The organism is Nocardia arthritidis NBRC 100137, from assembly GCF_001612765.1.
In the GTDB taxonomy this organism is placed as follows: domain Bacteria; phylum Actinomycetota; class Actinomycetes; order Mycobacteriales; family Mycobacteriaceae; genus Nocardia; species Nocardia arthritidis.
Map to the genome: position 1 here is coordinate 1 of NZ_BDBB01000037.1, position 22,321 is coordinate 22,321.

Below are 22,321 nucleotides of genomic sequence, written 5' to 3' on the forward strand. Positions count from 1 at the left end.
TCAGCCGGCCGAGCCGTCGCCGCGCCGCACCCGCGAGCTCGGAGGAGGGCTTCATCGCCGCCCCCGCAACGACCAGCTGCGGATGCCGTCGGCGGCGGCCAGCATGATCATGATGATCACCCCGGACAGCGCGACCACCGCGGCGACCACCGAGGTGTCCCGATCGGCCACCGAACCGGCCAGGACCGCACCGAGACCGGGGTAGTTGAAGACGGTCTCCACCACCAGGGCCCCGCCGAGCAGCATCCCCACCGTGGTGGCGAAGCTGGCGACGATGGTCGGCAGCGCGAACGGCAGCACGTGCCGCGCCAGCACCATCCTGCTCGAAATTCCATCCAGCACAGCGCTTTCCACATGTGGCGCGAGCGCGGCTTCGGACAGGGCGGCACGCACCACCCTGGTGTTCCAGCCGGCCTGGGGCAGTGCGAGCGCCAGTACCGGCAGCACCAGCATCTCGGGTCCGGCGGGCATCCCGGAACGGCCGGTGATGGTGACCGCGGGAAGCCACCCGAGCGCCAGCGCGAACACCAGGATCAGCAGCGTGGAGATCACGAACTCGGGAACCGCCACGGCGGTAGTCGTCGTGGGCTGCAACACGCGCGCGGCCACGCTGCCCGGACGCGTCGCCCACCACGCGCCGAGCGCGAGCGACGCGAGCACGGTCACCGCGAGGGCGAGCCCACCGAGCAGCAGCGTCGGCGGGAACTTGTCGACGAGCAGGTCGTTGACCGGCCGTCCACGGGCGGTTCGCCCGAAATCACCGGTCACGACGCCCGATATCCAGTGCCAGAACCGCACCGCCAGCGGGCGGTCCAGTCCGAGTTCGTGTTCTTTGGCCGCGATCTGCTCCGGCGTGGCCTCCCGGCCGAGGACGGCGCGTGCGGTATTGCCCGGCAGCAGGTCCACCGCGACGAAGACGCACGCCAGCAGCGTCACCAGCAGGATGACGCGCCGGAGCAGGAGTCGCGCGAAGGAGATCACCCGGCCAGCCAAACCCTTTCCAGTTGGACGCGCGCGAAGCCGCCGAGCGTCGGCAAGTCGCGCACCCGGGAAGCGGCGATGTCGATACCGTCGGCCATCCCCCAGACCAGGTATCCGCCGCGCTCGTACTGGATGCGCTGTAGTTCCCTGGCGGCCCGCTGATATTCCTCGTCGCTGTGCGCGCCGAGCGCTTTCGCCGTGGCCGCGTCGAACGCCGCGTCCTTGAAGGCGGTCTCGTTGCGATTCGATCCGCCCGCCAGCAACTTGCTCGCGAAGAAGAGCGTGGAATCGTTGGTGCCCCAGGAGATCGTGTACAGCGGCGCCTTCAGCCAGGTCTGGTCGTAGAAGGCGTTCGGCTCCTGGGTGACCACATCCAGCCGCACACCGATCTCGGCGAGCTGGGTGGCGATCACCTTCGCGGACTCGACCTCACCGGGCGCCTCGGCCTTGGTGACGAACGGATAGCCGCGCCCGGTATCGAAATTCGCTTCGCGCAGCAGCGCCGCGGCGCGGTCCACGTCACGGGTGCGCTGGGCGAGGGAGGTGTCGTAGAGCGGGTCGCCGGTGCCGAGGACGTCGTTGGCCACTGTTCCGTACCCGGAGTGCACCTGGTTGACCAGAGCTTTGCGGTCGACGCCGAGCCGCAGGGCGGTGCGCACGCGCGGGTCGGCGAACGGCCCGTCGGAGGTGCGCATGGCGACGCCGACCACCGTGTCGTTCGCGCGGCGCACGACTGTCAGGTCACCGCGCCCCTCGGCGGTGCGTCCCGCGATGGCGCCGACGTTCGAGGCGAGGTCGATCTGCCCGCCGAGCACCGCGTTGCCCAACGCGGTCACGCTCTCGAACATGGTGACCTCGATGGCATCCAGCGGCGGCGGCCCGCCGTGCCACTGCTCGTTGCGCACCAGCCGGGCGTTGCCGCCCTGATAGGACTCCAACCGGAACGGTCCGCTGCCGACCGCCTCGGTGAAATCGGTGCTGTCCTTCTTCACCGTGAAGGTCATCAACCGGACCAGCAGCGGCAGTTGGTTGTTCGGCTCGGGCACCGTGAGGACGACCCGGTTCGGCCCGTCGGCGGCGATGTCCTCCACGGCCACCGGCATTTTCGACGCGCCGCCGACCGTGCGCAGCCTGCGCAGCGACCACACGACGTCCTCGGACGTCACCGGTGATCCGTCGTGGAAGGTCGCGTTCTCGGCCAGGGTGAAGCTCCAGCGCCGCCGATCGACATCCGGCTCCCAGCGAGTGGCCAGGCGCGGCACGACATTCGGGTTACCGCCCGGCACGGTGAGGGCGTCGTACACCAGGGAGGCGATCAGGAAGTCGCTGTCGTTGCTGAGGTTGGCGTGCGGGTCGCGTTCGATGCGAGCCGCGGTGCCGAGCGCGCCCACCCGCAGCGTGCCGCCGCGGCGCGCGGGGCCGGGCGAGTCCGCGCCGTCGGAACAGGCGGCTACCAGCAACACCGCCCCCGCTCCGAGACTCGACCGCAGCAGTCGCCGTCGATTCAAAACCATTGCGCTGCCCTCATTCCTGAACCGAACCCATCTCGGTACCGCCCACCCAGTGTATTGATCAGGACAGGCTAGCCTAATGGATTGCGCGACTCGCCGATTCCGGCACCGAAACGGCAGCGCAAGGGCGTATCGCCCGCAAACTCCCGGATCGAGTGCGAGCGCCGTCCGCCGACCGCCGGCCCGGACCGAAGCGCGGTTATACGATCCGGCTACTTTTCGCCGACTCGCTTAGGTAAGCCTTGCTTCACTACAGCGGAAGGGATACCTTCGCATACAGAATGCGACCCCTGCTTTTCGAACCGATGCGAAGAAGGGACTCTTGGTGAAAAGCGTTCTCTCCGAACGTAAGACGCTTCACCCACAAGACCTCGAACGACGTGAGATGTCCGCGGAGGCGGGCCGGGCGGTGCGGGAGCTCGCCCGAGCGATATCCGCCACACTCGATCACACGCTCACCGACCCGGCCACCGCCGCGCGCACCCTCACCGACCCGGCGATCATCGAACGCATCGTTGCGGGCGCCGCGGAACTCCCGGCCGAGGTGCGCCACGCCATGCGTCCGCCGGCCACCGCGGCAGGCGCTGCCGTCATCAGCCGTCTTCCGCTGGCGGACAACGAATTCGGTCCCACTCCGCCGAGCTGGCGCGAGGCGGCGAGCTGGAGCGGCGATCCGGTGCGCCGCGCGTGTTCGTTCGAACTCGACTTGGTCATGCTCTTGCTCGCGCGCAGTGCGGGTGAGCCGTTCGGCTGGCAGGGACAGCAGGGCGGACGGCTGGTCAACAACATCGTTCCCGCGGCCGGTCACGAATACGAACAGTCCGGCGCCAGCAGCGAAGTGCTACTGAGTCCGCACACCGAAGACGCCTTCCATCCGCAACGCGCCCACATACTGATGCTCGGTTGCCTGCGCAACCCGGACTCGGTGGGCACCACCGTGTCGTCGGTGCGCCGAATCGAACTCAGCACCGAGCAGCGCGCATTGCTCAGCACTCCCGCCCTGCCGATCCTGCCGGACGTCTCCTACGGCGACGGACACGAAAACTACTCCGCCGCAGCGATTCCGACGCTATGGAGCGCTGCGGGGCCGGACCGGCAGACACTGCGCTACGACCCCGCATACACTCCGCTCGCCGAGGCGGACGCCGAATACCGGGCGGCCTACGAACAACTCGCCGCCGAACTCGAACGCGTCTGTGTGACTGCCACGTTGTCCCCCGGTGAGTTGTTGTTGGTGGACAACGACGTCGCCGTGCACGGCCGGGTACCGTTCACCGCGCGATACGACGGCACCGACCGATGGCTCAAGCGAGTGAACATTCGGCTTCCGGAACGACAGCGGCGGGCCGAGGAAGCCGACGAGAATGGCTACGGCCAACAAATCGTGGCCCCGTTCCGGACGGCGGACACCCCGCCGGTCGCGAGCGGCACTCATGAGCGGGATGCAGTACGACATGATCGAGGACCCCTTGAGCACGCGTGACCGAAGCACACCTTTGCGGGTGTTGAGCCGCAGCGATCTCGCCGACGTGCCGATCACACCGGCCGCGGTGGTGCGCGCGGTGGAGGAGGCGTATCTCGCCTTCGCGGCGGGCGATTCGGACAATCCGCGCAAACTCAGCGTCGCGAACCCGGACGGCTGGTCGGTCGCCTACGCCATGCTCGGCCGGGACGGTCGCAGGCGCGTGGTGGCGATGAAGACCTCCTACAAGTTCGACCCCGGCCACGATCGCAGCACCAAGCGGTACTACACGACCATCACGCTCTATGACGACAGCACCGGTGCTCCGATCGCGATGATGGACTGCGCCCGGGTCGGCGCGTTGCGCACGCCCGCGGTGTCGGCGCTGCTGGTGCGCGAGACGATCCGGCGCGGCGCGGCGAGCGTGCTGCTGATCGGCACCGGCACCCAGGGCCGCAACGCCCTGCCGCATCTGCTCGCCGCCAACCCGCAGCTGCGCAAACTGATGGTCTACGGCACCCACCCCGAGGGACTGGAAGCCGTGCACCGCGGGCTCGCCGAGCATCATCCGCACGCCCTGCTCGAGACCGTGACCGATCCCCGCGCCGCGGCGGCCACGGCCGATGTCGTGCTGGCCACCGCGGGCCCGGCCACCGAGGTGGCGCTCGAATCCGAGAATCTGGCCCCGGGTTCGGTGGCGGTGCTGGTCGGTTACGGACTCGCCCCCTCGACGCTGGCGGATGCCGATCGCGTGATCGCGACCAGCGCCGAGCAGATGGCGCTGACCGGCACCGACATGGCAGGACCGGACGGCGTGCTGCGCGCGGTGGACGCCGAACTGCCGCAGATCCTGAATCGCCGTGCGGTAGCGCGCCGCTCGGACGACGAACGTGTCTTCGTCTACAACAGCGGACTGGTGCTGACCGACATCGCGGTGGCCCACGCGCTGGCCGAGCGGGCGATCGCGGAGGGCCGGGGTACGGAGGTGCCGCTGTGGGACTAGCGCAGGGAGGCACGCGGTGGAACTAGAACATTCGAGTATCGCCGTGGAGCCGGGGGCCGACGCGAACGCGCACGAGTCGATCAGCGCGCCACCGATGCCCGCGCATCTCGACCCGTGGGAGCGCCGCCTGCTCGCCGATCCGAACCTGCTCGGTGACCTGTCTTTCGCGATGAGCGGCCCGTTCCACGTGATGTATCCGGCACGGGTCGGCCACAACATCCGCGCCTTCCGCGCCGCTTTCACCCGCGCCGGAGTGCACGGCACGATCTACTACGGCAAGAAGGCGAACAAGGCCGCCTGTGCGGCGCGGGCGTGCGCGGAACACGGCGCGGGCGTCGACGTCGCCAGCGTCGGCGAGCTGACCGCCGCGCTGGCGCAGGGTGTGCGCGGCCCCGAGCTCATGGTGACCGGCCCGGCCAAGGCGGACGATCTGCTGTGGCTGGCCGCCCGGCACGGTTCGCTGATCGCCGTGGACAACCTCGGCGAACTCGAGCGGCTCGCCGCGCTGACGTCTCCCGGGGAGCCTGCGCGCGTGCTGCTGCGAGTGCTGCCCGCGGCCTCGGCCAGCCGATTCGGCATGACATCCGGCGAAATCGAGGAGGCGCTGGCGCTGTGCGGCGCTCACGCAACCATCCGGCTGGAAGGCTTCAGTTTCCACCTGTCCGGCTACGACGCGGTCGCGCGGGCGGAATTGGCGGGCGAGCTGATCGCCCGCTGCCTGCACGCGCGCACACTGGGGCATCCGGCCACCACCGTGTCGATCGGCGGAGGCTTCGGCGTCGACTACGTTCCGGCGGACGCCGCCCTGGAGTTCACCGCGGGGATGGGCAGGCAGTGGTTCCACTCCGGGAAGTCCTTCGATTCGTACTACCCGTACCACTTTCCGGTGCCCGGCGCGGCCATGCTCACACAGATCCTCGACCACGACGATCTCGCCGGGCGACTGCGCGACAACGCCGTGCGCCTGGCGATCGAACCGGGCCGCGCGCTGCTCGCGCACGCGGGCTGCACCGTCTTCCGCGTGCAGGGCGGCAAGACCAGGCACGCACACGGCAAGCCCTACCGGTTGCTCACCGTCGACGGCACCAGTCTCAGCCTCTCGGAGCAATGGTTCGACAGCGAGTACCTGCCCGATCCGGTGCTGTGGCCCGCGCGGCCCGGCGCGGTGACGCCGACGTGCGTCGGTGCGGCCAGTTGTCTGGATTCCGACATGCTGAGCTGGCGCCGGGTGCCGCTGCCGCGCCCCGCCGAAGTCGGTGACCTGCTGATCTACCCCAATACGGCGGGCTATCAGATGGATTCGAACGAGTCCGCCTTCCACGAACTCCCCATCCCCCCGAAAGTCGTACTGCACGACGCACCCGGCGAGCGCTTCCGCTGGACCCGCGACGGTAGCTGACCCCGACTTCCCCGACCCGAACCAGGAGACATCAATGCCGCTCGTCACGCGCGTGACGGATCTGATCGGTCGCACGCCGCTGTTCGAGCTCGCGGCCACCGCGACGGGCACCCGCCTGCTACTCAAACTCGAGCAGTTCAACCCGACCGGCGCGGCCAAGATCAGGATGGCGCGCGAAATGGTGCTCGATGCCGAGCGTCGCGGTTTGCTGCGCAGTGGCGGACATATCATCGAGTCCACGTCCGGCAATACCGGGCTCGGCCTGGCGGTAGTCGCCGCCGAACGTGGGTATCGCTTCACCGCAGTGGTCGACCATCACGCATGTAAGGACAAACTGCGCGCGATGCGGGCAATGGGTGCGGAACTCGTGTACGTCGCCGACGAGGGCGACGACAATCTCGCCACCTCGGCACGGGAGGACCTGGCCGCGGCGATGGCGGCCGAGCGCGCCGACGCGTTCTTCACCGAGCAGCACAACAACGACGCCAACGCGATGGGCTACTACCCGGTGGCGGAGGAATTGCTCGAGGACGTCGAGCGGGTCGACATCCTGCTGTCCGCGGTGGGAACCGGAGGTTCGCTGTTCGGCACCGCGACCCGGCTGCGCCAGCTCGGCTGTCCGCCCTACGTGATCGGCGTCGAGCCGGTCGGTTCGATCGCCTTCGGCGGGCCCGGCGGCCCGTACTGGCAGTCGGGCACCGGCACTCCGCCGGGGGCCACCATCGGCACCGCCGTCGACTATTCGCTGCTGGACGAGGGCGTGAAGGTCTCCGACGCGGCGGCCTTCGCCACCGCCCGGGCGGTGGCGGCCGAACTCGGCCTGATGATCGGCGGGTCGGCGGGCGGTTCGGTGCACGCCGGGCTGACCCGGCTCGAGAACTTCCCGCCTGGCTCGACCGTGGTCACCATCGTCTGCGACGGCGGGGAGAAATACCTGGACACGGTGTTCGACGACGACTGGATGAACGAGCGCGACCTGCTCGACGCCGACGCCGAACGCGAGGTCGCGGAGCTGCTGCGGCGCTACACGCCCGCTGCCAGGAACACTCTGGTGCAAGCGCGGTGAGGTCCGGTCGCTCGTACCGCACGACGTTGCGCCCGCGCGGGACCGCACTCCCGCCTTCTGCGAAGGAGAACCGGTGATCGCGACGAGTTTCCGCGGCGACGGCGGCCGGCTCACCGCGCTCGCGACGCCGATCGCGCTGACCCAGCTGGCCCAGATCGCGGTGTCCACCACCAACATCGCGCTGATGGGCACGCTCGGCGTGCGGCAGGTGGCCGCGGGCGGCCTGGCGATCGTGCTGTTCAACCAGATCCGCACCATGTGCGTCGGTTTGATCACCGGCAGCGGCAACCAGATCGCCACCGCCGTGAGCGCGGCGGGCAAGCGCGGCGACTCGCCGGATCCGGAGATCCGCGACCTGCTGCGCTCGAGCTTCCTGATCGCAACGGTCGCCGGTCTGCTCGGCGGCGCGGTGCTGATCGGGCTGGGCTGGGTGCTGCCGTGGCTCGGGCAGGACCCGGGCGTGCTCGCCGACGCCCGTCCCCTGCTGGTGGCGCTAGCACCGGGCCTGCTGCCCTGCCTGTGGTTCCAGGTGCTGCGCCAATACACGGTCGGCATGCAGCGCCCGCAGGCGCTGTTGCTGGTGACGCTCGGCTCGGTGGCGCTGAACCTGCTGCTGGCCCTCGGCTTCATCCACGGCAAGGGCGGGCTGCCCGAGCTCGGACTGACCGGTATCGGCGTCGCGACCTCGCTCGTCTTCCTGATCACCTTCGGCGTGTTCTGGGCGATGGTGTGGCGTGACGAGGAACTCGGCCGCACCCTGCCCGTGACGCCGCTGCCGGTGCGGCTGAGCACCGTGCGCGCCGAGCTGAAACTGGGCGCGCCGATCGCGTTGACCTACGGCTCGGAGGCGGGCATGTTCTCGGTTCTCGCCCTGGTCATGGGCAGCATCGGCCCCGCGGCGCTGGCCGCGCACAACGTCGTCTACCAGATCATCTACATCGTCTTCCAAGTCGCGATCGGTTTGTCGCACGGCGCGTCGATCCTGGTCAGCCACGCGGTCGCGCGGGACGAACACGCGCACGCCCGCGCGCTGGCCTGGCTCGCGCTGCGGCACGCCGCGGTGATCGCGGCGGTGACCGGCGCGATATACGTCGTCGCCCCCGATCTGGTGCTGCGGCCCTTCCTGGATTCCTCGGATGCCGACACCATCCGGGTCGCGCACAGCCTGCTGCTGATCGGCATCGTGCTGCAATTCTTCGACGCCGCCCAGAACATCGGCAACGGTTTGCTGCGCGGGCTCAAGGCGACCAACGCGGGCTTCCGGCTCTCGCTGATCGGCTACTGGGGCGTGGGCCTGCCCGTCGCCCTGCTGCTGGCCTACCCCGCGGGTCTCGGCGCGGCAGGCGTCTGGTGGGGCCTCACCGCCGGCCTGGCCACCACCGCAATCCTCATGCTGCGCCGCTACTTCGCCTTGCTCGGAGAGCGGGAACGCGACCGGCCCCACGTGCTCCCGGAAACGCTCACCACGCCGAGCTGATCCGGCTGCGAGCCCCCTTGCGGTGCGCTTAGGGGGTCTACCGCCCACGAACGCTGCGCCTCCGGCGGCTTACGCGGCCGCCTCGTGCTCTTCCTCTGACCTCAACCACGAGTGGCGCATGTTCGCGGAGAAACGCGAGAAGACCTCTCCACCGTGTGCCACCCATGGGTAGCCGCGTCGTGAAGTCCGAGCGGCGGTGGTGAGGGACGCCCCGGCTGCGACAGTCCGGAGTGTCCGAATCGGCCGGAACCTCGGTGTGTCTAGGTGAGCTGTGCCGATCACGGCCGCGGCGACGCGTGCTTCACGTTAGCGTGGAAGGGTCGTCGGTCGGGCCGGGCAGACGTGCGCGCGGCTCGGGATCGGGAGGTGCCGGATGCTCAGCGTGTTCTCCTCGCCGGGACACTACGTGCAGGGCCGGGATGCCACCGCCGCGCTCGGCGCGGAGATGACGCGGCTCGGGATCGGCGGTCCGGTGCTGATCGTGGCCGGATCCAGCGCCTTCCGGCTGCTCGCCGACACCTGGGAACGCTCGCTGACCGACGCGAAGATCGCCTATTCCATCCATCTGTCCAGCGGGGAATGCAGCAGGGCGGAGATCGCGCGGATCGCCCACGCCGTCGAACAGTCCGGTAGCACGGTGGTACTCGGCGCGGGCGGCGGCAAGGTGCTCGACGCGGCGCGCGCGGTCGCCGACGATCTCGACCTGCCGATGATCAGCTGCCCCAGCACCGCCTCCAGCGACGCGCCGTGCAGCGCGCTGTCGGTGATCTACACCGATGCTGGCGAGTTCGAGGCGTATCAGCTGGTCCGGCGGAATCCGGCGTTTGTGCTGGTGGACACCTCGGTGGTCGCGCAGGCCCCGGCCCGGCTGCTCGCCGCGGGGATGGGCGACGCCTTGGCCACCTGGTTCGAGGCGCGCACATGCAGCGCCGCCCAGGTGCGCAATATGCGCGGCGGGGCCTCTACGCGCAGCGCCACCGCCTTGGCCGAACTCTGCTACCGCACCCTGCTCGCCGACGGTGCGCAGGCGCTCACCGCCGTCCGCGCGCGCTGCGTCACACCGGCGCTGGAGCGCGTCGTCGAGGCCAACACGCTGCTGTCCGGGCTCGGCTTCGAATCGTCGGGGCTGGCCGCGGCGCACGCCGTGCACAACGGTCTCACCGCCGCCGCGCGGACGCGCCCGTTCCTGCACGGCGAGAAGGTGGCCTTCGGCACCGTCACCCAACTGGTGCTGGAGGGCGCGCCCGCGTCCGAGATCGGCACGGTGCTCGATTTCTGCGCCGAGGTGGGCTTACCGACTACGCTCGCCGCACTCGGTCTGCCCGACGCCGACGACGAGACGCTGTGGGCCGTCGCGAAGCGGGCGACCGCCGCGGGCGAGACCATCCACAACGAACCCTTCACGGTGGATGCCGCGATGGTGGTGGACGCCCTGCGCACCGCCGACGCGCTCGGCCGGTGATCAATCCCACACCGATCGGCGTTTCCCCAGCGTTCGACACCGAAAACTCACCTTCCCGCAAGCGTGTCTTCATCAAACGCCGGGAAACCTGTCCGTAACCGACGCTATCGTGGCGACGGAGCCAAGCCAATGGCGGGCAAACCGCCAGGAGGAGTTCGGTCCGGTGTCCATCACCAGAGTCGCGGAGTATCCGCGTCCGGATCACGTGTTGTTCCACTTCAGCGACACACATCTCATCGCGGGCGACGACCCCTTGTACGGCGATGTCGACGCCGACCTGCGGTTACGGCAACTACTCGAGCAGGCCGCGGCCAGCCGGATCCGGCCGACCGCGATCGTGTTCACCGGCGACCTCACCGATCGGGGCGAGCCCGCCGCATACGCCAAGCTGAAGTCGATCGTCGAACCGTTCGCTAGAAGTTTGCAAACACCCATTGTGTGGGTGACCGGCAACCACGACGACCGCGCCGCCCTGCGCGCCCGCCTGCTCGGCGAATACCCCACGACTTCCCCGCTGGATCGCGTGCACCTGATCGACGGGCTGCGCGTCATCGCCTTGGACACCTCGGTGCCCGGGCACCACCACGGCGAGATCTCCGACGGTCAGCTGGCGTGGCTGCGCTCGGTGTTGGCCGAGCCCGCTCCCTTCGGCACCGTCCTGGCCATGCACCACCCGCCGGTGCCGTGCGTGGTCGACCTCGCCGTCACTGTGGAACTGCGCGATCAGCGCAGACTGGCCGACGCGCTGGACGGCAGCGACGTGCGCGCCATCCTCGCGGGGCACCTGCACTTCTCCACCAGCGCGACCTTCGCGGGCATCCCGGTCTCGGTGGCGTCGGCCACCTGCTACAGCCAGGATCTCGGTGTGGCGCAGGGCGGCCTGCGCGGGCGGGACGGCGCGCAGGCCTTCAACTACGTGCACATCTACCCGGACACCGTGGTGCATTCGGTGGTGCCCATCGAACGCGGCCGCACGGTCGGCGTTCCCGCGACGCCGGAGGAGGCGCAGCGGCGGCTGGCGGAGGAGGGCATCGTGATCCCGCCCGCCGGGCGCATTCCGCACGTCATGCGGCGCCCTGCGTCGACTCCGGAAGCGGATGACGAGGCGGTGTGCTGAACCGCTCCCACGGCGCGGGCTCCGGGTAGTAGGCGGCCAGGAACTCCGAGACGACCCGCACCCGTTCGGACTCGGCGACTTCGGGGAAACTGCCGTCGTTGAGGCAGAAGAAGTCGATGTCGCGCCTGCGCGCCAGCCCGTCCAGCAAGGTCAGTCCGCGGTAGCTGGTGGTGTCGACGTAGCGCACCTTCGCCGCCTCCTGCGGCACCGCACGCCCGGTCAGCATGGCGTAGTAGTGGTACAGCGAATTGGTGACCGAGATGTCGGTGGCCGCCCGGAACCGGCTCGCGCTGGTGCGCGCGAAGTCCCCGGCGAATTCCTCTTCCATCTCCTGCAGCACGCTGCGCCGCAACGGCACCGGCGTGTGCTCCAGGTGCCGGGTGATGACATGACCGAAGCGATCGGCCAGCAGCGCCCGGTTCACCCGCGCGGCGTTCTCGAAACCGCTGCGCCGCTCGTCGCTGCGCCCCGGGCCGATTCGGAGGTCCGCTTCGATGAACCGGCTCACGCCGCCCGGCGTGAAGAACATCGACGGACGCACCGGCCGCGCGAAGAACATGTCGTCGTTGGAGTACAGGAAGTGCTCGCTGAGCCCGTCGATGTGCTGCAACTGGCATTCCACCGCGTGCGAGTTGAACACCGGCAAACCGCTGACGTCGCGGAAATGGTCCACCGCACGCACCACGGTCACCTTCGGGTGCGCGGTCAGCCAGTGCGGCGGCGTGGAGTCGGTCGCGATGAAGATCCTCCGGATCCACGGCGCGTTCTTGTGCACCGACCGCAGGGCGTACTTCAACTCGTCGATCTGCCGGATCCTGGCGTCCGCGTCGTCGCCCTCGCCGACCACGACCTGGGCGAGCATCCCGGCGCGGCGGGCGCGGAATTCCGGATCGGAGCCGTCCACCCAGGAGAACACCAGGTCGATGTCGAAACCGACGTCATCGGTCTGCGGCGCGAACATGTCCACCAGGGTGGGCCAGGTCCGGTCGAACAGCCGCACCTGGGTGCGCTGGACGTCGGCGAGGTCGAACACCGTCCGGGTCAGCGCGTTCGGGCGCGGACAGGTCACCGTGTCACCGTGGTACTCCCACAGTTCCAGCTCGACGTGATGCGCCGGATCATGGTCGCGCCCGAGCCGGAGGACGTTGTGCCGCACCTCGACGCAGCTGAATCCGGCCGAGATCGCCGCAGCCGTCACCCGGCGCACCATCAGGCGGTGCGCCGCGTCGGCCGCGAGCACGAGCCGGTGCCCGCCGTCGCGTACGAGCAGAAACGGCACCTCCGCCGCCGCCAGCTCCGCGCGCAGATACCCGAGATCCGCGATCATCGCGGCCGACACGGCGAGGTTGCTCACCATGAGCCGCGTCACCATTTCCACTGCCCCCGAATCCACTGCTCCCCTGTCCACCATGACTATCTCCACATCCGTCGATCCACCGGTTTCGATACGTCCGGGGCACCGCGCCGAGCCGCGAGTCCGCCGATGCGAGACATCGACGAGAGAAGACCGCGCCCGGCGCGGTGACATTCAGAAGTGGGGAAGAGAGCCGAAGCGGGCGCGCGAATTGATCACCTGGAATGCAGACGACTGGTAGACCATTTCGTTTTCACCTCACTCACGGCCGGACGCGCGAAGCGTCATGGATGGAAGCGCTGCACTCGTGCGAGAACTCGAAGGGCACGGGTGGCAACCGCGCAGCCGGACGGTCATCGGCCGGCGAAAAAGTGGTCAGCCCAGAAAACACCGGGCACCCTTACGAATGATGCAACGCGCTGGGGATTCCGTCAATCGTTGCAGCTCGACCGCCCGTGTTCGGCCCCTGCGGCCGGTGACGCCCATCCACCGGAGCCGCAGCGCATCTTCGGCTATAGTTAGGGTAGCCTCACCATATTCACGCTGGAGAAAGGTTTGCGCCGGTGCGTGTCGTCATCCTGTTCGGAACCGAGATGGGCACCGCGGAGTCCGCGGCGGACAGCATCGCCGAGGAACTGCGCGGGGCGCACGAAGTCTCGGTGCACGACATGGCGGACTTCGCCATCGAGGATCTGGACGTCCGCGACTTCCACATCGTGGTGTGCTCGACCTACGGCGACGGCGACCTGCCGACCGGCGCCGAGCCCTTCGCCGACGCGCTCGACCGCCATGCGCCCGAATTGAGCGGCCTGCGGTTCGCCGTCTTCGGGCTCGGCGACACCGTCTACGGCGACACGTTCAACCGCGGCGGCGAGATCATCGCCGAGAAGCTCATCGCCCGCGGCGCCGTCCAGCTCGGCGAACACGCGCGGCACGACGCCTCGACCGAGATCCGCGTCCGGGACATGGCTCGGCAATGGGCCGCCGCGCTCGACATTCCCGCGCCGCTCTCGGCCTGACCGGCGCCGCGCACCGGCCGCGGGTCTGCGAAGTGAGGTCCGGACAAAGTACCCAGCGCCAGCACGCAAGGGGCACAGCACCTTAGACTGCTATCAAGCGCGGCACAGGCCGCCGCGCTCGACGATCCATGAGGTGACGAAGATGGCAGCCGGAGCGAGCCCCGCCCAACGTCAGCACAACTCGACAGATCATCCCGAGCTGGACGTGCTTCCGGAATGGCCCCTGGAAACAATCGGCGTACTGGTGACGACCGATCCCGCGCCGCATGCGATTCCGGTGTCCTGGCCCGTGCGGGCCGGTGACCGGCGAATCCTGCTCAGCCTGAAGTACGATCGTGGCTCGCTGGCCCGGCTGCGCGACCATCCCGAAGTGGCGCTGCTGATCCTCGGCGGGGGCAACGTGGCGATGTGCGCGCGGGGCACCGCGCACGTGGTCGCCGAGCAGATGCCCGGCGCCGACGACTATGTCGCCGTGCGCATCGACGTCGACGTAATCGATGATCACCGCCAGTCGGCCTTCGCGGTCGTGCAAGGCATCCAGCGCACGGTGCTCGACGACGAGAGCGAACTGCGCGCGCTGAAGGACCGGGTCAGCACACTGCGATCCTGGGCCGACCACAAGAACTGAAGCAGCCCGACGTTTCCGGGAGCAGAGAGAAGGCGGCACCGGCCGTGCCGCGCGGAAGGGGATCATGAGCGTCACTCTTGCCAAAGGCGGCAACGTCTCGCTGTCGAAGCAGGCGGCGAATCTCACCAAAGTGTCGGTGGGGCTCGGCTGGGACGTGCGCACCACCACCGGCGCCGACTACGACCTCGACGCCAGCGCGCTGGCCTGCGGACCGAACCTGAAAGTGCTGTCCGATCAGCATTTCATCTTCTACAACAACCTGCGTTCGCCCGATGGGTCCATCGAGCACACCGGTGACAACCTCACCGGCGCGGGTGAAGGCGACGACGAGGTGATCAACGTCGACCTCACCGCCGCCCCGCCGGAGATCACCAACATCTTCTTCCCGGTGTCCATCCACGACGCCGACGCCCGCGGCCAGTCGTTCGGCCAGATCCGCAACGCCTTCATCCGCGTCGTCGACGCGGGCACGGGCGTCGAACTGGCTCGCTACGACCTCACCGAGGACGCGTCCACCGAGACGGCCATGATCTTCGGCGAGCTGTACCGCCACAACAACGAGTGGAAGTTCCGCGCCATCGGGCAGGGGTATGCGTCGGGCCTCGCGGGGATTGCCCGCGACTACGGCGTAAACGTCTGATCGAATTCCCCGACGCCGCGCGGGTCTTCCGGTCGATGCACACCATCGAATCCGGATTGGACGAGGTCCGACGACACTGGAGCCTGTGGCGCGGGCGCGCTTCGAAGTGCTGGCCGAAGACCCGAGCGGCGTCGGTTCGGGACCGGCCGAGCTGAGCCCAACCGCTACCGCCTGTGCACCCTGCCCCGGCTCGCCGATAGGAGCACGCTCGGCTATGGTCCGGTGGTGTTGTCGCCGCTTCCCGGAGTCATCGCTTGGCCGGTGATCGGCTATGCCACGGTCCTGATCGCCGGAAGGCTGTTGCTGTTCAGGGACACGATCGCCGATCAGTTCCTGAATCGGATATTCATGTGGTGCCTGCTCAGCTTGCTGCTGTTCCGGTGCACGTGGACGCCCGGCATCACCAGTCTGGCACAGCTGTTGGCCCTCGGCTGCCTGGTCATGATGTCCATGTACGTTCTCGGCCTCGCTCGATTCTGGGACGCCGACAGCGATGTGGCGGCGATCTGGCGCCGCCAGAGCAGCTACTGCCATGTCGCGGTTGTCGCGGCGGTCGCGATACTTATTGCAGGGGCCCACGCTCGCGCCGCAGGGGGCTCGGTCGATTTCGGCCTGGGGCTCCACGGGATGGTCCTCGGGATCGCCTTCGGCGTCCCAATGGCGGTGTGCGCGTCGACGCTTATGTGTGCTGGTCTTCGAGAACTCCGGCGAAGCGAACTGGCGACGGAAAGGATCTTCTGCTTCGCCCAGATAGCCTGCTGCGTCTTCATCCTCACCAATCAGGCCGTCTCTACGACGCAGGCACTGACCGGATGGCCCGATCTCGGACCGCAACTGCCGCGCGTGGAGTTCATCACCGTCGTATGCTTCGTCATCAGCATAACGTTCGCCGCGGTACCGCTGGGTACCTGGTTGATCGAAAGCGCGGGACTGGACCGGAGCGGGCGTTCCTGTCGTCGGCTGCAACCACTGTGGCGCGATCTCACCGCCGCGGTGCCGGAGATCGTGCTGTCACCGGACACCGACACGCCTGCGCGGACCATTCCGGACACCCGCCTACTTCGGATGACCGTCGAGATCCGCGACGCCCTGTTGCATCTGAGGCCATATTTTCCAGAGGAACTCGACGGTTCGAGCACGAAAAGGGACCTATCGCATTCGGGTGTAGCAGATTGCGCACATCGCCTCGCCCGCGCCGTGCAGACCAGGAAAGCTGGTGGGCCACCGACCAGTTCGGAGGTCATTCCGCAGCTGTCCTCGGCCGCACAAAATTTCGACACCGACCTGCGCTATCTGCTCGATCTGGCGCGGGTCTGGCCGCGCGCTCGCGCCGCGATCGCCGGGGATGAGCCGATCAAGTCGGCCGGTGCCTGCGCCAATCCTCGGCTGTGAGCGGACGGCGTTAACCGGTAGTTGCTTCCGCGGCATCACCCCGGCCGCGCGGATGGCGGCGGCGAAGCCGAGGGCCGCTTTGCGGGGACGTTCCTCGGCGCTTTCGGCACCGCCGAGGTGGACGACGCGGAGGGATTCGGGGATGAGGTCGGCGGAGAGGCTCGCCTTGGGGGGCGCGGGAGACGATCTTTTCGGCCAGCGCCAGGGCGGGTTGGGCCATGGCGATCCGCGGGTGGTCGACGGCGCGAAGAAGGCCCTGGATCAGTTCGGGGCCTCCGTCGGCCAGCCGCATCGTCGCCGAGAGATCCCGCTCTACGAAGAGTTGGAACGCCGCCTCGCCGACATCTACGGTGTCGGCGACGCCATGGTGACCACCAGTGGTTACCTCACCAATGCCGGTGTGATCGGCTTTCTGCTCGGCGAGGGTGATGTCGCGGTCTGCGACTCGCTCATCCACGGCGTCATCTCCGGCGTTCAGTGGTCTGGTGCGCGACGCCTCGATTTCCGGCACAACGACCCCGAATGCCTCCGCTTCTTCATCACCTCCGAGCACACCGACGAGCAACTGACCAGAACAGTGGATCTACTCACCGAAACGATCGCCCGAGCCGAGCAGATCCCGGACAGCACGGTCGACAGATGATCCGCACCGGCCACGCTGTCGGCGGCCTGTCGACTGCGCGCATCGGCGGTCCCGAAATTTCCGCAGGACGGATTCGTCCCCGGCGGGCCATGCGGCCGAACATCGTCAACCGCAGCAGAACGGGTCGTCGCACGGGTCGCCGACCTCGCTGCCGTATGCCGTGAGGTTCCGGATGGGCGCCAGGACTTGCTCGGCGGTGTGGTCGTCCAGCGAGGGCATGGCTCGGTCGCTCGGCTTTCCCCACGTCGGCGGGGTGTCGTCGATGTCGAAGCGCGGCGCGCCGTCGATGAACAGTGTCCACAGGGGATGATCCGGGAAGCCGTTCATCCGCAGCACCCACCACTGGCCGTCGACGGAAGCGGCGACGGGGAATCGGCCGATTCCGGTCCTTCGCCAGTGCGGTCGCGCGCGGAGTTCGGGGTACGGCATCGTTTCAGTCTCGCTGATCCGGCCCTCGCGTGCCGACAGGTCACGCCAGCGCCAGGGGTTTGGCGGCGGCCCCTCTGCCTACTCGTCTTCCTCCGGCCAGAAAGCCTGCCAATCCTCGGCGGTGAGCGGGAGGCGTTCGCCGCGTTCCTTCTCCGCGGCGTCCTCGGTCGCACGGATAGCGGCGGCGAACGTCAGCGTCGCTTTGCGGAGATGTTCTTCGGCGCTTTCCGGCCCGCCGAGACGCACCACCCGGAGAGCTTCGGGGACGAGATCGGGCGGGAGGCCGGCCTTGGTGCTGCGGGAGATGACCTTCTCGGCGAGTGCCAGGGCGGGCTGGGCCATGGCGATGCCGTCCAGGCAGGAGCGGCGGGACTTCTCGGCGGATTTGCGCTCCTCCCAGGCGCGTTCCTGCGCGGCGATCTTCTCCGCTATCGACGCGGACGGATCGATCGGGGCGTCGATGAGGTGCGGGCTGCGGTTGACCAGCTTGGCGACCAGGGCGGCGGCGACGTCGTCGACCGTGAATTCCCCTGCTGCCTCGGCGATCCGGGAATGGAACAGCACTTGCAACAACAGGTCCCCGAGTTCTTCCTTGATCGTCTCGGCATCGCTGTGCTGGATCGCGTCGAGCAGCTCGTAGGTCTCCTCGAGCAGATAGGGACGCAGGGAATCGTGGGTCTGGGTGACCTCCCACCCACCGAAATGCCAGAGGCGGTCCATCACCTCGACCGCACCGGCCAGCCCCGCCGCGACCACCGCCGTGTCCGTGGGCGGCAGCGAGTCGCCGTTCGGCGCGCTACCGGACGCCACGCCTCCGGCGGCATGATGCCGGGCGGCCCGCAGGACGGACTCGTCGCGACCCGTCGAACTCATCGCGGCGCCATCTCGGCGGCGACCGTGAGATCGACCGCTCCTTGCGCCTTCCCGTCCAACGCCAGCAGCAGATCGGCGACGAATTGCAGCAGCACCACATCGCGGACGCGCTCGGCCCCGACACTGTCCTCGACACGCGGCAACGGAAGCTGCACCACTCCGGACGCGGCGCGGTATCCCGCGCTCGGGTAGATCCGCTTGAGGCGCATCTGCTTGGAATCGGGCAGATGCAGGGGCGAGATCTTCAACGTCGTCCCCGTGACCGCGATCTCGGTGACCTCGTACTCGCGGGCGAGCAGCCGCAACTTGGCCACCGAGACCAGGCGCCCGACCTCGACCGGCAGCGGGCCGTAACGGTCGACGAGCTCGTCCACGACCAGCGCGAGCGCCGCGTCCTCTTGCGCCGCGGCCAGTTTGCGATACGCCTCCAGGCGCAGCCGGTCGCTGGCGATGTAGTCGGGCGGGATGTGCGCGTCCACGGGCAGGTCGATGCGCACCTCCTTGACCTCCTCGGTGGTGATCGGCTTGCCGTCGGCGGCGGCGCGGTACGCCTCGACGGCCTCGCCGACCAGCCGCACGTAGAGATCGAAGCCGACGCCGGCGACGTGACCGGACTGTTCGGCGCCGAGCACGTTGCCCGCGCCGCGGATCTCCAGGTCCTTCATTGCGACCGCCATGCCCGCGCCGAGGTCGGAGTTCTGCGAGATGGTGGCCAGCCGGTCGTAGGCCGTCTCGGTGAGCGGCTTCTCCGGCGGGTACAGGAAGTAGGCGTAGCCGCGTTCCCGGCTGCGCCCGACCCGGCCGCGCAACTGGTGCAACTGCGAAAGACCCAGCGCGTCGGCGCGTTCCACGATCAGCGTGTTGGCGTTGGAGATGTCCAGGCCGGTCTCGATGATCGTGGTGCACACCAGCACGTCGTATTCGCGTTGCCAGAAGCCCTGCACGGTGGACTCCAGCGCGTCCTCGTTCATCTGGCCGTGCGCGACGACCACCCGCGCCTCCGGCACGAGATCACGAATCCGCTTGGCGGCCTTGTCGATCGATGACACCCGGTTGTGCACGTAGAAGACCTGTCCATCGCGCAGCAGTTCGCGGCGGATGGCGGCGGTGACCTGCTTGTCGTTGTATCCGCCCACGTAGGTGAGCACCGGGTGGCGTTCCTCCGGCGGGGTGAGGATGGTCGACATCTCGCGGATCCCGGCCAGGCTCATCTCCAGGGTGCGCGGGATCGGGGTCGCCGACATGGTGAGCACGTCGACGTGCGTGCGCAGCGCCTTGATGTGCTCCTTGTGCTCGACACCGAACCGCTGCTCCTCGTCGACCACGACGAGGCCGAGGTCCTTCCAGCGCACGCCGGTCTGTAGCAGCCGGTGGGTGCCCACCACGATGTCGACGCTGCCGTCGGCCATTCCCTCCAGCACGGCGCGGGCCTCAGCCGGATCGGTGAAGCGCGACAGGCCCTTCACGGTGATCGGGAAGCCCGCGACACGCTCGGCGAACGTCTGTAGATGCTGTTGGGCGAGCAGCGTGGTCGGCACCAGCACGACGACTTGTTTGCCGTCCTGCACCGCCTTGAACGCCGCGCGCACCGCGATCTCGGTCTTGCCGTAGCCGACGTCGCCGCAGACCACGCGGTCCATCGGGACCGGCTTCTCCATATCCGCCTTCACCTCGGCGATGGCGGTCATCTGGTCGACGGTCTCGGTGAACGCGAACGCGTCCTCCATCTCCTTCTGCCACGGCGTGTCGGCCCCGAAGGCGTGCCCCGGCGCGGCCTGACGGGCCGCGTACAGCTGCACCAGCTCACCCGCGATCTCGCGAACTGCCTTGCGCGCCTTGCGTTTCGTGTTGGCCCAGTCCGAGCCGCCGAGCTTGGACAGGCTGGGCATCTCGCCGCCGACGTAGCGGGAGAGCTGGTCGAGCGACTCCATCGGCACGAACAGCCGGTCGCCGGGCTGGCCGCGCTTGCCCGGCGCGTACTCGATCACCAGGTACTCGCGGCGGGCGCCGCCGACGGTGCGTTCGATCATCTCGACGAACTTGCCGATGCCGTGCTGGTCGTGCACCACCATGTCGCCGGCGCTCAACGCGAGCGGGTCGACCTGGTTGCGGCGCTTCGCGGGCATCCGCTTGCCCTCGGTCGGCGCGGTGACCCGGTTGCCGGTGAGGTCGGACTCGGCGACGACCACCAAACCGGCGTCTTCGAACACCAAGCCGTCGTGCAGGGAGCCGCACAGCACGCCCACCACGCCCTCGTTCGGCTCGGCGCCCGTCTCCAGCGCCGCGGCGGGCACGTCGGCATCCGCCAGCCGTTCCAAGACGCGCTGCGCGGTGCCGTGACCTGCGACAACCACCACGGCCCTGCCGCCGGTGGTCACGTGGGCGCGCAACGAGGCGAACATGGTCGCCACCAGTTCGTCGGACCCGCGCGCAGTGGGGCCGGGCAGCACCCGCAGGACGACCTCGGACGAATCGCCGGAGGCGAGCGGGCTCAGCGTCCACCAGGGCAGACCCTGCCGGTCGGCGCTGGCGTGGACGTCGGACAGCGGCTGGTAGGCCGACGCGGCCAGGTCGAGCCCGTGGCCGCCGAGTGGCGCGGCGCCCCCGAACGAGGCAGCGGTCCAGGACGCCTCCAGGAATTCCTCACCGGTGCGCACCAGGTCGGCGGCGCGGGTGCGGATCTTCTCCGGATCGCACAGCAGCACATGGGTGCCTTCCGGCAGCACCTCGGTGAGCAGCCGCAGTTGTCCAGGTCGCAGCACCGGCAGCAGCGCTTCCATGCCCTCGACCGGGATGCCTTGGGCCAGTTTCTCCAGCATCTCCACCAACGCCGCGTCGGCCGCGTTGGCGGTGGCCACCTCGGCGGCCCGCTCGCGCACCTCGGCGGTGAGCAGCAGCTCCCGGCACGGCGGCGCGACCACGACGTCCACCGCGACGTCGGGCAGCGAGCGCTGGTCGGCGACGGCGAACGGCCGCAGTTCGGTGATCTCGTCGCCCCAGAACTCCACACGCACCGGATGGTCGGCGGTGGGCGGGAAGACGTCGAGGATGCCGCCGCGCACCGCGAACTCGCCGCGCTTGCCCACCATGTCGACCCGGGTGTAGGCGAATTCCACCAGCCGCAGGAGCAATTCGTCGAAGTCCAGCTCGACGCCGACGCGCAGCACGATCGGCTCGATGTCACCGAGACCGCCCGCCATCGGCTGCATCAGCGATCGCACCGTGGTCACCACCACGCGCAGTGGCGCGGGGAAGTGCGGGTCGTCGGGGTGCGCGATCCGGCGCAGCACCTCCAGCCTGCGCCCCACCGTGTCCGCGCCCGGCGAGAGCCGTTCGTGCGGCAACGTCTCCCAGGACGGGAACTGCGCGACCGCGGGACCGAGCATCTCCGCCAGCTCGACGGTCAGATCGTCGGCCTCCCGCCCCGTGGCCGTGACCACCACCAGCGGCCGCTCGGCGGCCACCCGCGCCGCGACGAACGGCCGCACCGCCGACGGCGCGACCAGCGCGACCGACGTGGTGCCGATCAGCTCCGCGACGGTCCGTAGCGAGGTATCGGCACCGGCCGCAGCGGCCAGTCCCGCCAACGGTGGGCGGTGGGTGGACATCGACAACTCCTGAGCGCAGGCGACACGGTTCGAGCGGCCAACCGAGTCTAGTTAAGCGGGTGTCCCGTAATTGCAGCGCCTGCGGGGACGCGCTCCCGAGCTGTCGCCGATGTGCGCCGAAGCGACCGCCTCCGCACTCTCCACGCCGCGTACGCGACATCCCAGCCGGACCGCCGACGCGCCCCGCACACCGAGGTGCCGAGCCGACGTATGCCCGACCCCAGGTTCCGAGCGAAGCGAGACCGAGCATGCGCCCG

18 protein-coding genes are annotated in these 22,321 nt (G+C 69.0%); 12 read left to right on the forward strand and 6 right to left on the reverse strand.

All coding sequences use genetic code 11. The features are described from left to right. Window positions 1-51: 51 nt before the first annotated feature. Window positions 52-981, reverse strand: a complete 930-nt coding sequence (locus NA8_RS23695) for an ABC transporter permease (RefSeq protein WP_245663971.1) — start codon at window positions 979-981, stop codon at window positions 52-54. Next, window positions 978-2,495 (reverse strand): ABC transporter substrate-binding protein, encoded by a 1,518-nt coding sequence (locus tag NA8_RS23700; RefSeq protein WP_063052559.1) that lies wholly within the window; start codon window positions 2,493-2,495, stop codon window positions 978-980. Before NA8_RS23700 ends, NA8_RS23695 begins: the two co-directional genes overlap by 4 nt. Window positions 2,496-2,877: 382 nt before the next feature. On the opposite strand from NA8_RS23700, the gene NA8_RS23705 reads away from it, so the two are divergent. The 7 genes from NA8_RS23705 (at window position 2,878) to NA8_RS23735 (ending at window position 11,478) form a co-directional block, all read left to right on the forward strand. Beyond that, window positions 2,878-3,975, forward strand: coding sequence for a TauD/TfdA family dioxygenase (locus NA8_RS23705; protein WP_063052560.1), 1,098 nt, complete (start codon window positions 2,878-2,880; stop codon window positions 3,973-3,975). Then, window positions 3,947-4,957 (forward strand): ornithine cyclodeaminase family protein, encoded by a 1,011-nt coding sequence (locus tag NA8_RS23710; protein ID WP_174550127.1) that lies wholly within the window; start codon window positions 3,947-3,949, stop codon window positions 4,955-4,957. The genes NA8_RS23705 and NA8_RS23710 overlap by 29 nt, the downstream gene beginning before the upstream one ends. Before the next feature lie 94 nt (window positions 4,958-5,051). Then, window positions 5,052-6,356: an alanine racemase gene (locus NA8_RS23715; RefSeq protein ID WP_063052622.1), complete on the forward strand. Its 1,305-nt coding sequence runs from the start codon at window positions 5,052-5,054 to the stop codon at window positions 6,354-6,356. A 34-nt stretch (window positions 6,357-6,390) separates the two neighbouring features. Next, window positions 6,391-7,422: a PLP-dependent cysteine synthase family protein gene (locus NA8_RS23720; protein WP_063052562.1), complete on the forward strand. Its 1,032-nt coding sequence runs from the start codon at window positions 6,391-6,393 to the stop codon at window positions 7,420-7,422. A 73-nt stretch (window positions 7,423-7,495) separates the two neighbouring features. Further along, window positions 7,496-8,899, forward strand: coding sequence for an MATE family efflux transporter (locus NA8_RS23725; RefSeq protein WP_063052563.1), 1,404 nt, complete (start codon window positions 7,496-7,498; stop codon window positions 8,897-8,899). Between the two features lie 373 nt (window positions 8,900-9,272). Beyond that, entirely contained in the window at window positions 9,273-10,361 is a 1,089-nt protein-coding gene (locus NA8_RS23730; RefSeq protein WP_063052564.1) for a glycerol dehydrogenase, read from the forward strand. A 163-nt stretch (window positions 10,362-10,524) separates the two neighbouring features. After that, the gene (locus tag NA8_RS23735) at window positions 10,525-11,478 is read left to right on the forward strand and encodes a phosphodiesterase (protein ID WP_157106882.1); all 954 of its coding nucleotides are present in this window, start codon (window positions 10,525-10,527) and stop codon (window positions 11,476-11,478) included. Here NA8_RS23735 and NA8_RS23740 read toward each other — a convergent pair. Then, entirely contained in the window at window positions 11,426-12,889 is a 1,464-nt protein-coding gene (locus NA8_RS23740) for a stealth family protein (protein WP_084467044.1), read from the reverse strand. The two genes, NA8_RS23735 and NA8_RS23740, sit on opposite strands and share 53 nt — an antisense overlap. 506 nt (window positions 12,890-13,395) lie before the next feature. Between NA8_RS23740 and NA8_RS23745 the strand changes: the two genes are divergently transcribed. The 5 genes from NA8_RS23745 to NA8_RS34580 all read left to right on the forward strand — a co-directional run bounded on the left by NA8_RS23745 (window position 13,396) and on the right by NA8_RS34580 (window position 17,154). Continuing rightward, complete coding sequence (locus NA8_RS23745) at window positions 13,396-13,851, forward strand: flavodoxin domain-containing protein (RefSeq protein WP_063052565.1); 456 nt, start codon at window positions 13,396-13,398, stop codon at window positions 13,849-13,851. A 142-nt stretch (window positions 13,852-13,993) separates the two neighbouring features. Further along, window positions 13,994-14,479 carry a hypothetical protein gene (locus NA8_RS23750; RefSeq protein ID WP_063052625.1) on the forward strand — a complete coding sequence of 162 codons (486 nt, stop codon included), beginning with the start codon at window positions 13,994-13,996 and terminating at the stop codon, window positions 14,477-14,479. A gap of 64 nt (window positions 14,480-14,543) precedes the next feature. Continuing rightward, window positions 14,544-15,119 carry a TerD family protein gene (locus NA8_RS23755; RefSeq protein WP_040869776.1) on the forward strand — a complete coding sequence of 192 codons (576 nt, stop codon included), beginning with the start codon at window positions 14,544-14,546 and terminating at the stop codon, window positions 15,117-15,119. Between the two features lie 225 nt (window positions 15,120-15,344). Further along, window positions 15,345-16,511, forward strand: a complete 1,167-nt coding sequence (locus tag NA8_RS23760; protein WP_157106883.1) for an MAB_1171c family putative transporter — start codon at window positions 15,345-15,347, stop codon at window positions 16,509-16,511. A gap of 142 nt (window positions 16,512-16,653) precedes the next feature. Further along, window positions 16,654-17,154: a PLP-dependent aminotransferase family protein gene (locus tag NA8_RS34580; RefSeq protein WP_063052567.1), complete on the forward strand. Its 501-nt coding sequence runs from the start codon at window positions 16,654-16,656 to the stop codon at window positions 17,152-17,154. 105 nt (window positions 17,155-17,259) lie between these two features. Here NA8_RS34580 and NA8_RS23770 read toward each other — a convergent pair whose 3' ends face one another. From NA8_RS23770 to mfd, 3 genes are all read right to left on the reverse strand, one after another. Continuing rightward, the gene (locus tag NA8_RS23770) at window positions 17,260-17,583 is read right to left on the reverse strand and encodes a hypothetical protein (RefSeq protein ID WP_063052568.1); all 324 of its coding nucleotides are present in this window, start codon (window positions 17,581-17,583) and stop codon (window positions 17,260-17,262) included. A gap of 78 nt (window positions 17,584-17,661) precedes the next feature. Continuing rightward, entirely contained in the window at window positions 17,662-18,303 is a 642-nt protein-coding gene (locus NA8_RS23775) for a nucleoside triphosphate pyrophosphohydrolase (protein WP_245663974.1), read from the reverse strand. 149 nt (window positions 18,304-18,452) lie between these two features. Then, window positions 18,453-22,064: a transcription-repair coupling factor gene (gene mfd, locus NA8_RS23780; protein WP_063052569.1), complete on the reverse strand. Its 3,612-nt coding sequence runs from the start codon at window positions 22,062-22,064 to the stop codon at window positions 18,453-18,455. Window positions 22,065-22,321 lie beyond the last annotated feature (257 nt).

What these genes read in the sequence shown, in the direction of transcription:
- NA8_RS23700 (WP_063052559.1), bottom strand. Translation starts at nt 2,495, where the DNA reads ATGGTTTTGAATCGACGGCGACTGCTGCGGTCGAGTCTCGGAGCGGGG.
- NA8_RS23705 (WP_063052560.1), top strand. Translation starts at nt 2,878, where the DNA reads ATGTCCGCGGAGGCGGGCCGGGCGGTGCGGGAGCTCGCCCGAGCGATA.
- NA8_RS23710 (WP_174550127.1), top strand. Translation starts at nt 3,947, where the DNA reads ATGATCGAGGACCCCTTGAGCACGCGTGACCGAAGCACACCTTTGCGG.
- NA8_RS23715 (WP_063052622.1), top strand. Translation starts at nt 5,052, where the DNA reads ATGCCCGCGCATCTCGACCCGTGGGAGCGCCGCCTGCTCGCCGATCCG.
- NA8_RS23720 (WP_063052562.1), top strand. Translation starts at nt 6,391, where the DNA reads ATGCCGCTCGTCACGCGCGTGACGGATCTGATCGGTCGCACGCCGCTG.
- NA8_RS23730 (WP_063052564.1), top strand. Translation starts at nt 9,273, where the DNA reads ATGCTCAGCGTGTTCTCCTCGCCGGGACACTACGTGCAGGGCCGGGAT.
- NA8_RS23740 (WP_084467044.1), bottom strand. Translation starts at nt 12,889, where the DNA reads ATGGTGGACAGGGGAGCAGTGGATTCGGGGGCAGTGGAAATGGTGACG.
- NA8_RS23750 (WP_063052625.1), top strand. Translation starts at nt 13,994, where the DNA reads ATGGCAGCCGGAGCGAGCCCCGCCCAACGTCAGCACAACTCGACAGAT.
- NA8_RS23755 (WP_040869776.1), top strand. Translation starts at nt 14,544, where the DNA reads ATGAGCGTCACTCTTGCCAAAGGCGGCAACGTCTCGCTGTCGAAGCAG.
- NA8_RS34580 (WP_063052567.1), top strand. Translation starts at nt 16,654, where the DNA reads ATGAGGTCGGCGGAGAGGCTCGCCTTGGGGGGCGCGGGAGACGATCTT.
- NA8_RS23770 (WP_063052568.1), bottom strand. Translation starts at nt 17,583, where the DNA reads ATGCCGTACCCCGAACTCCGCGCGCGACCGCACTGGCGAAGGACCGGA.
- NA8_RS23775 (WP_245663974.1), bottom strand. Translation starts at nt 18,303, where the DNA reads ATGGACCGCCTCTGGCATTTCGGTGGGTGGGAGGTCACCCAGACCCAC.
- mfd (WP_063052569.1), bottom strand. Translation starts at nt 22,064, where the DNA reads ATGTCCACCCACCGCCCACCGTTGGCGGGACTGGCCGCTGCGGCCGGT.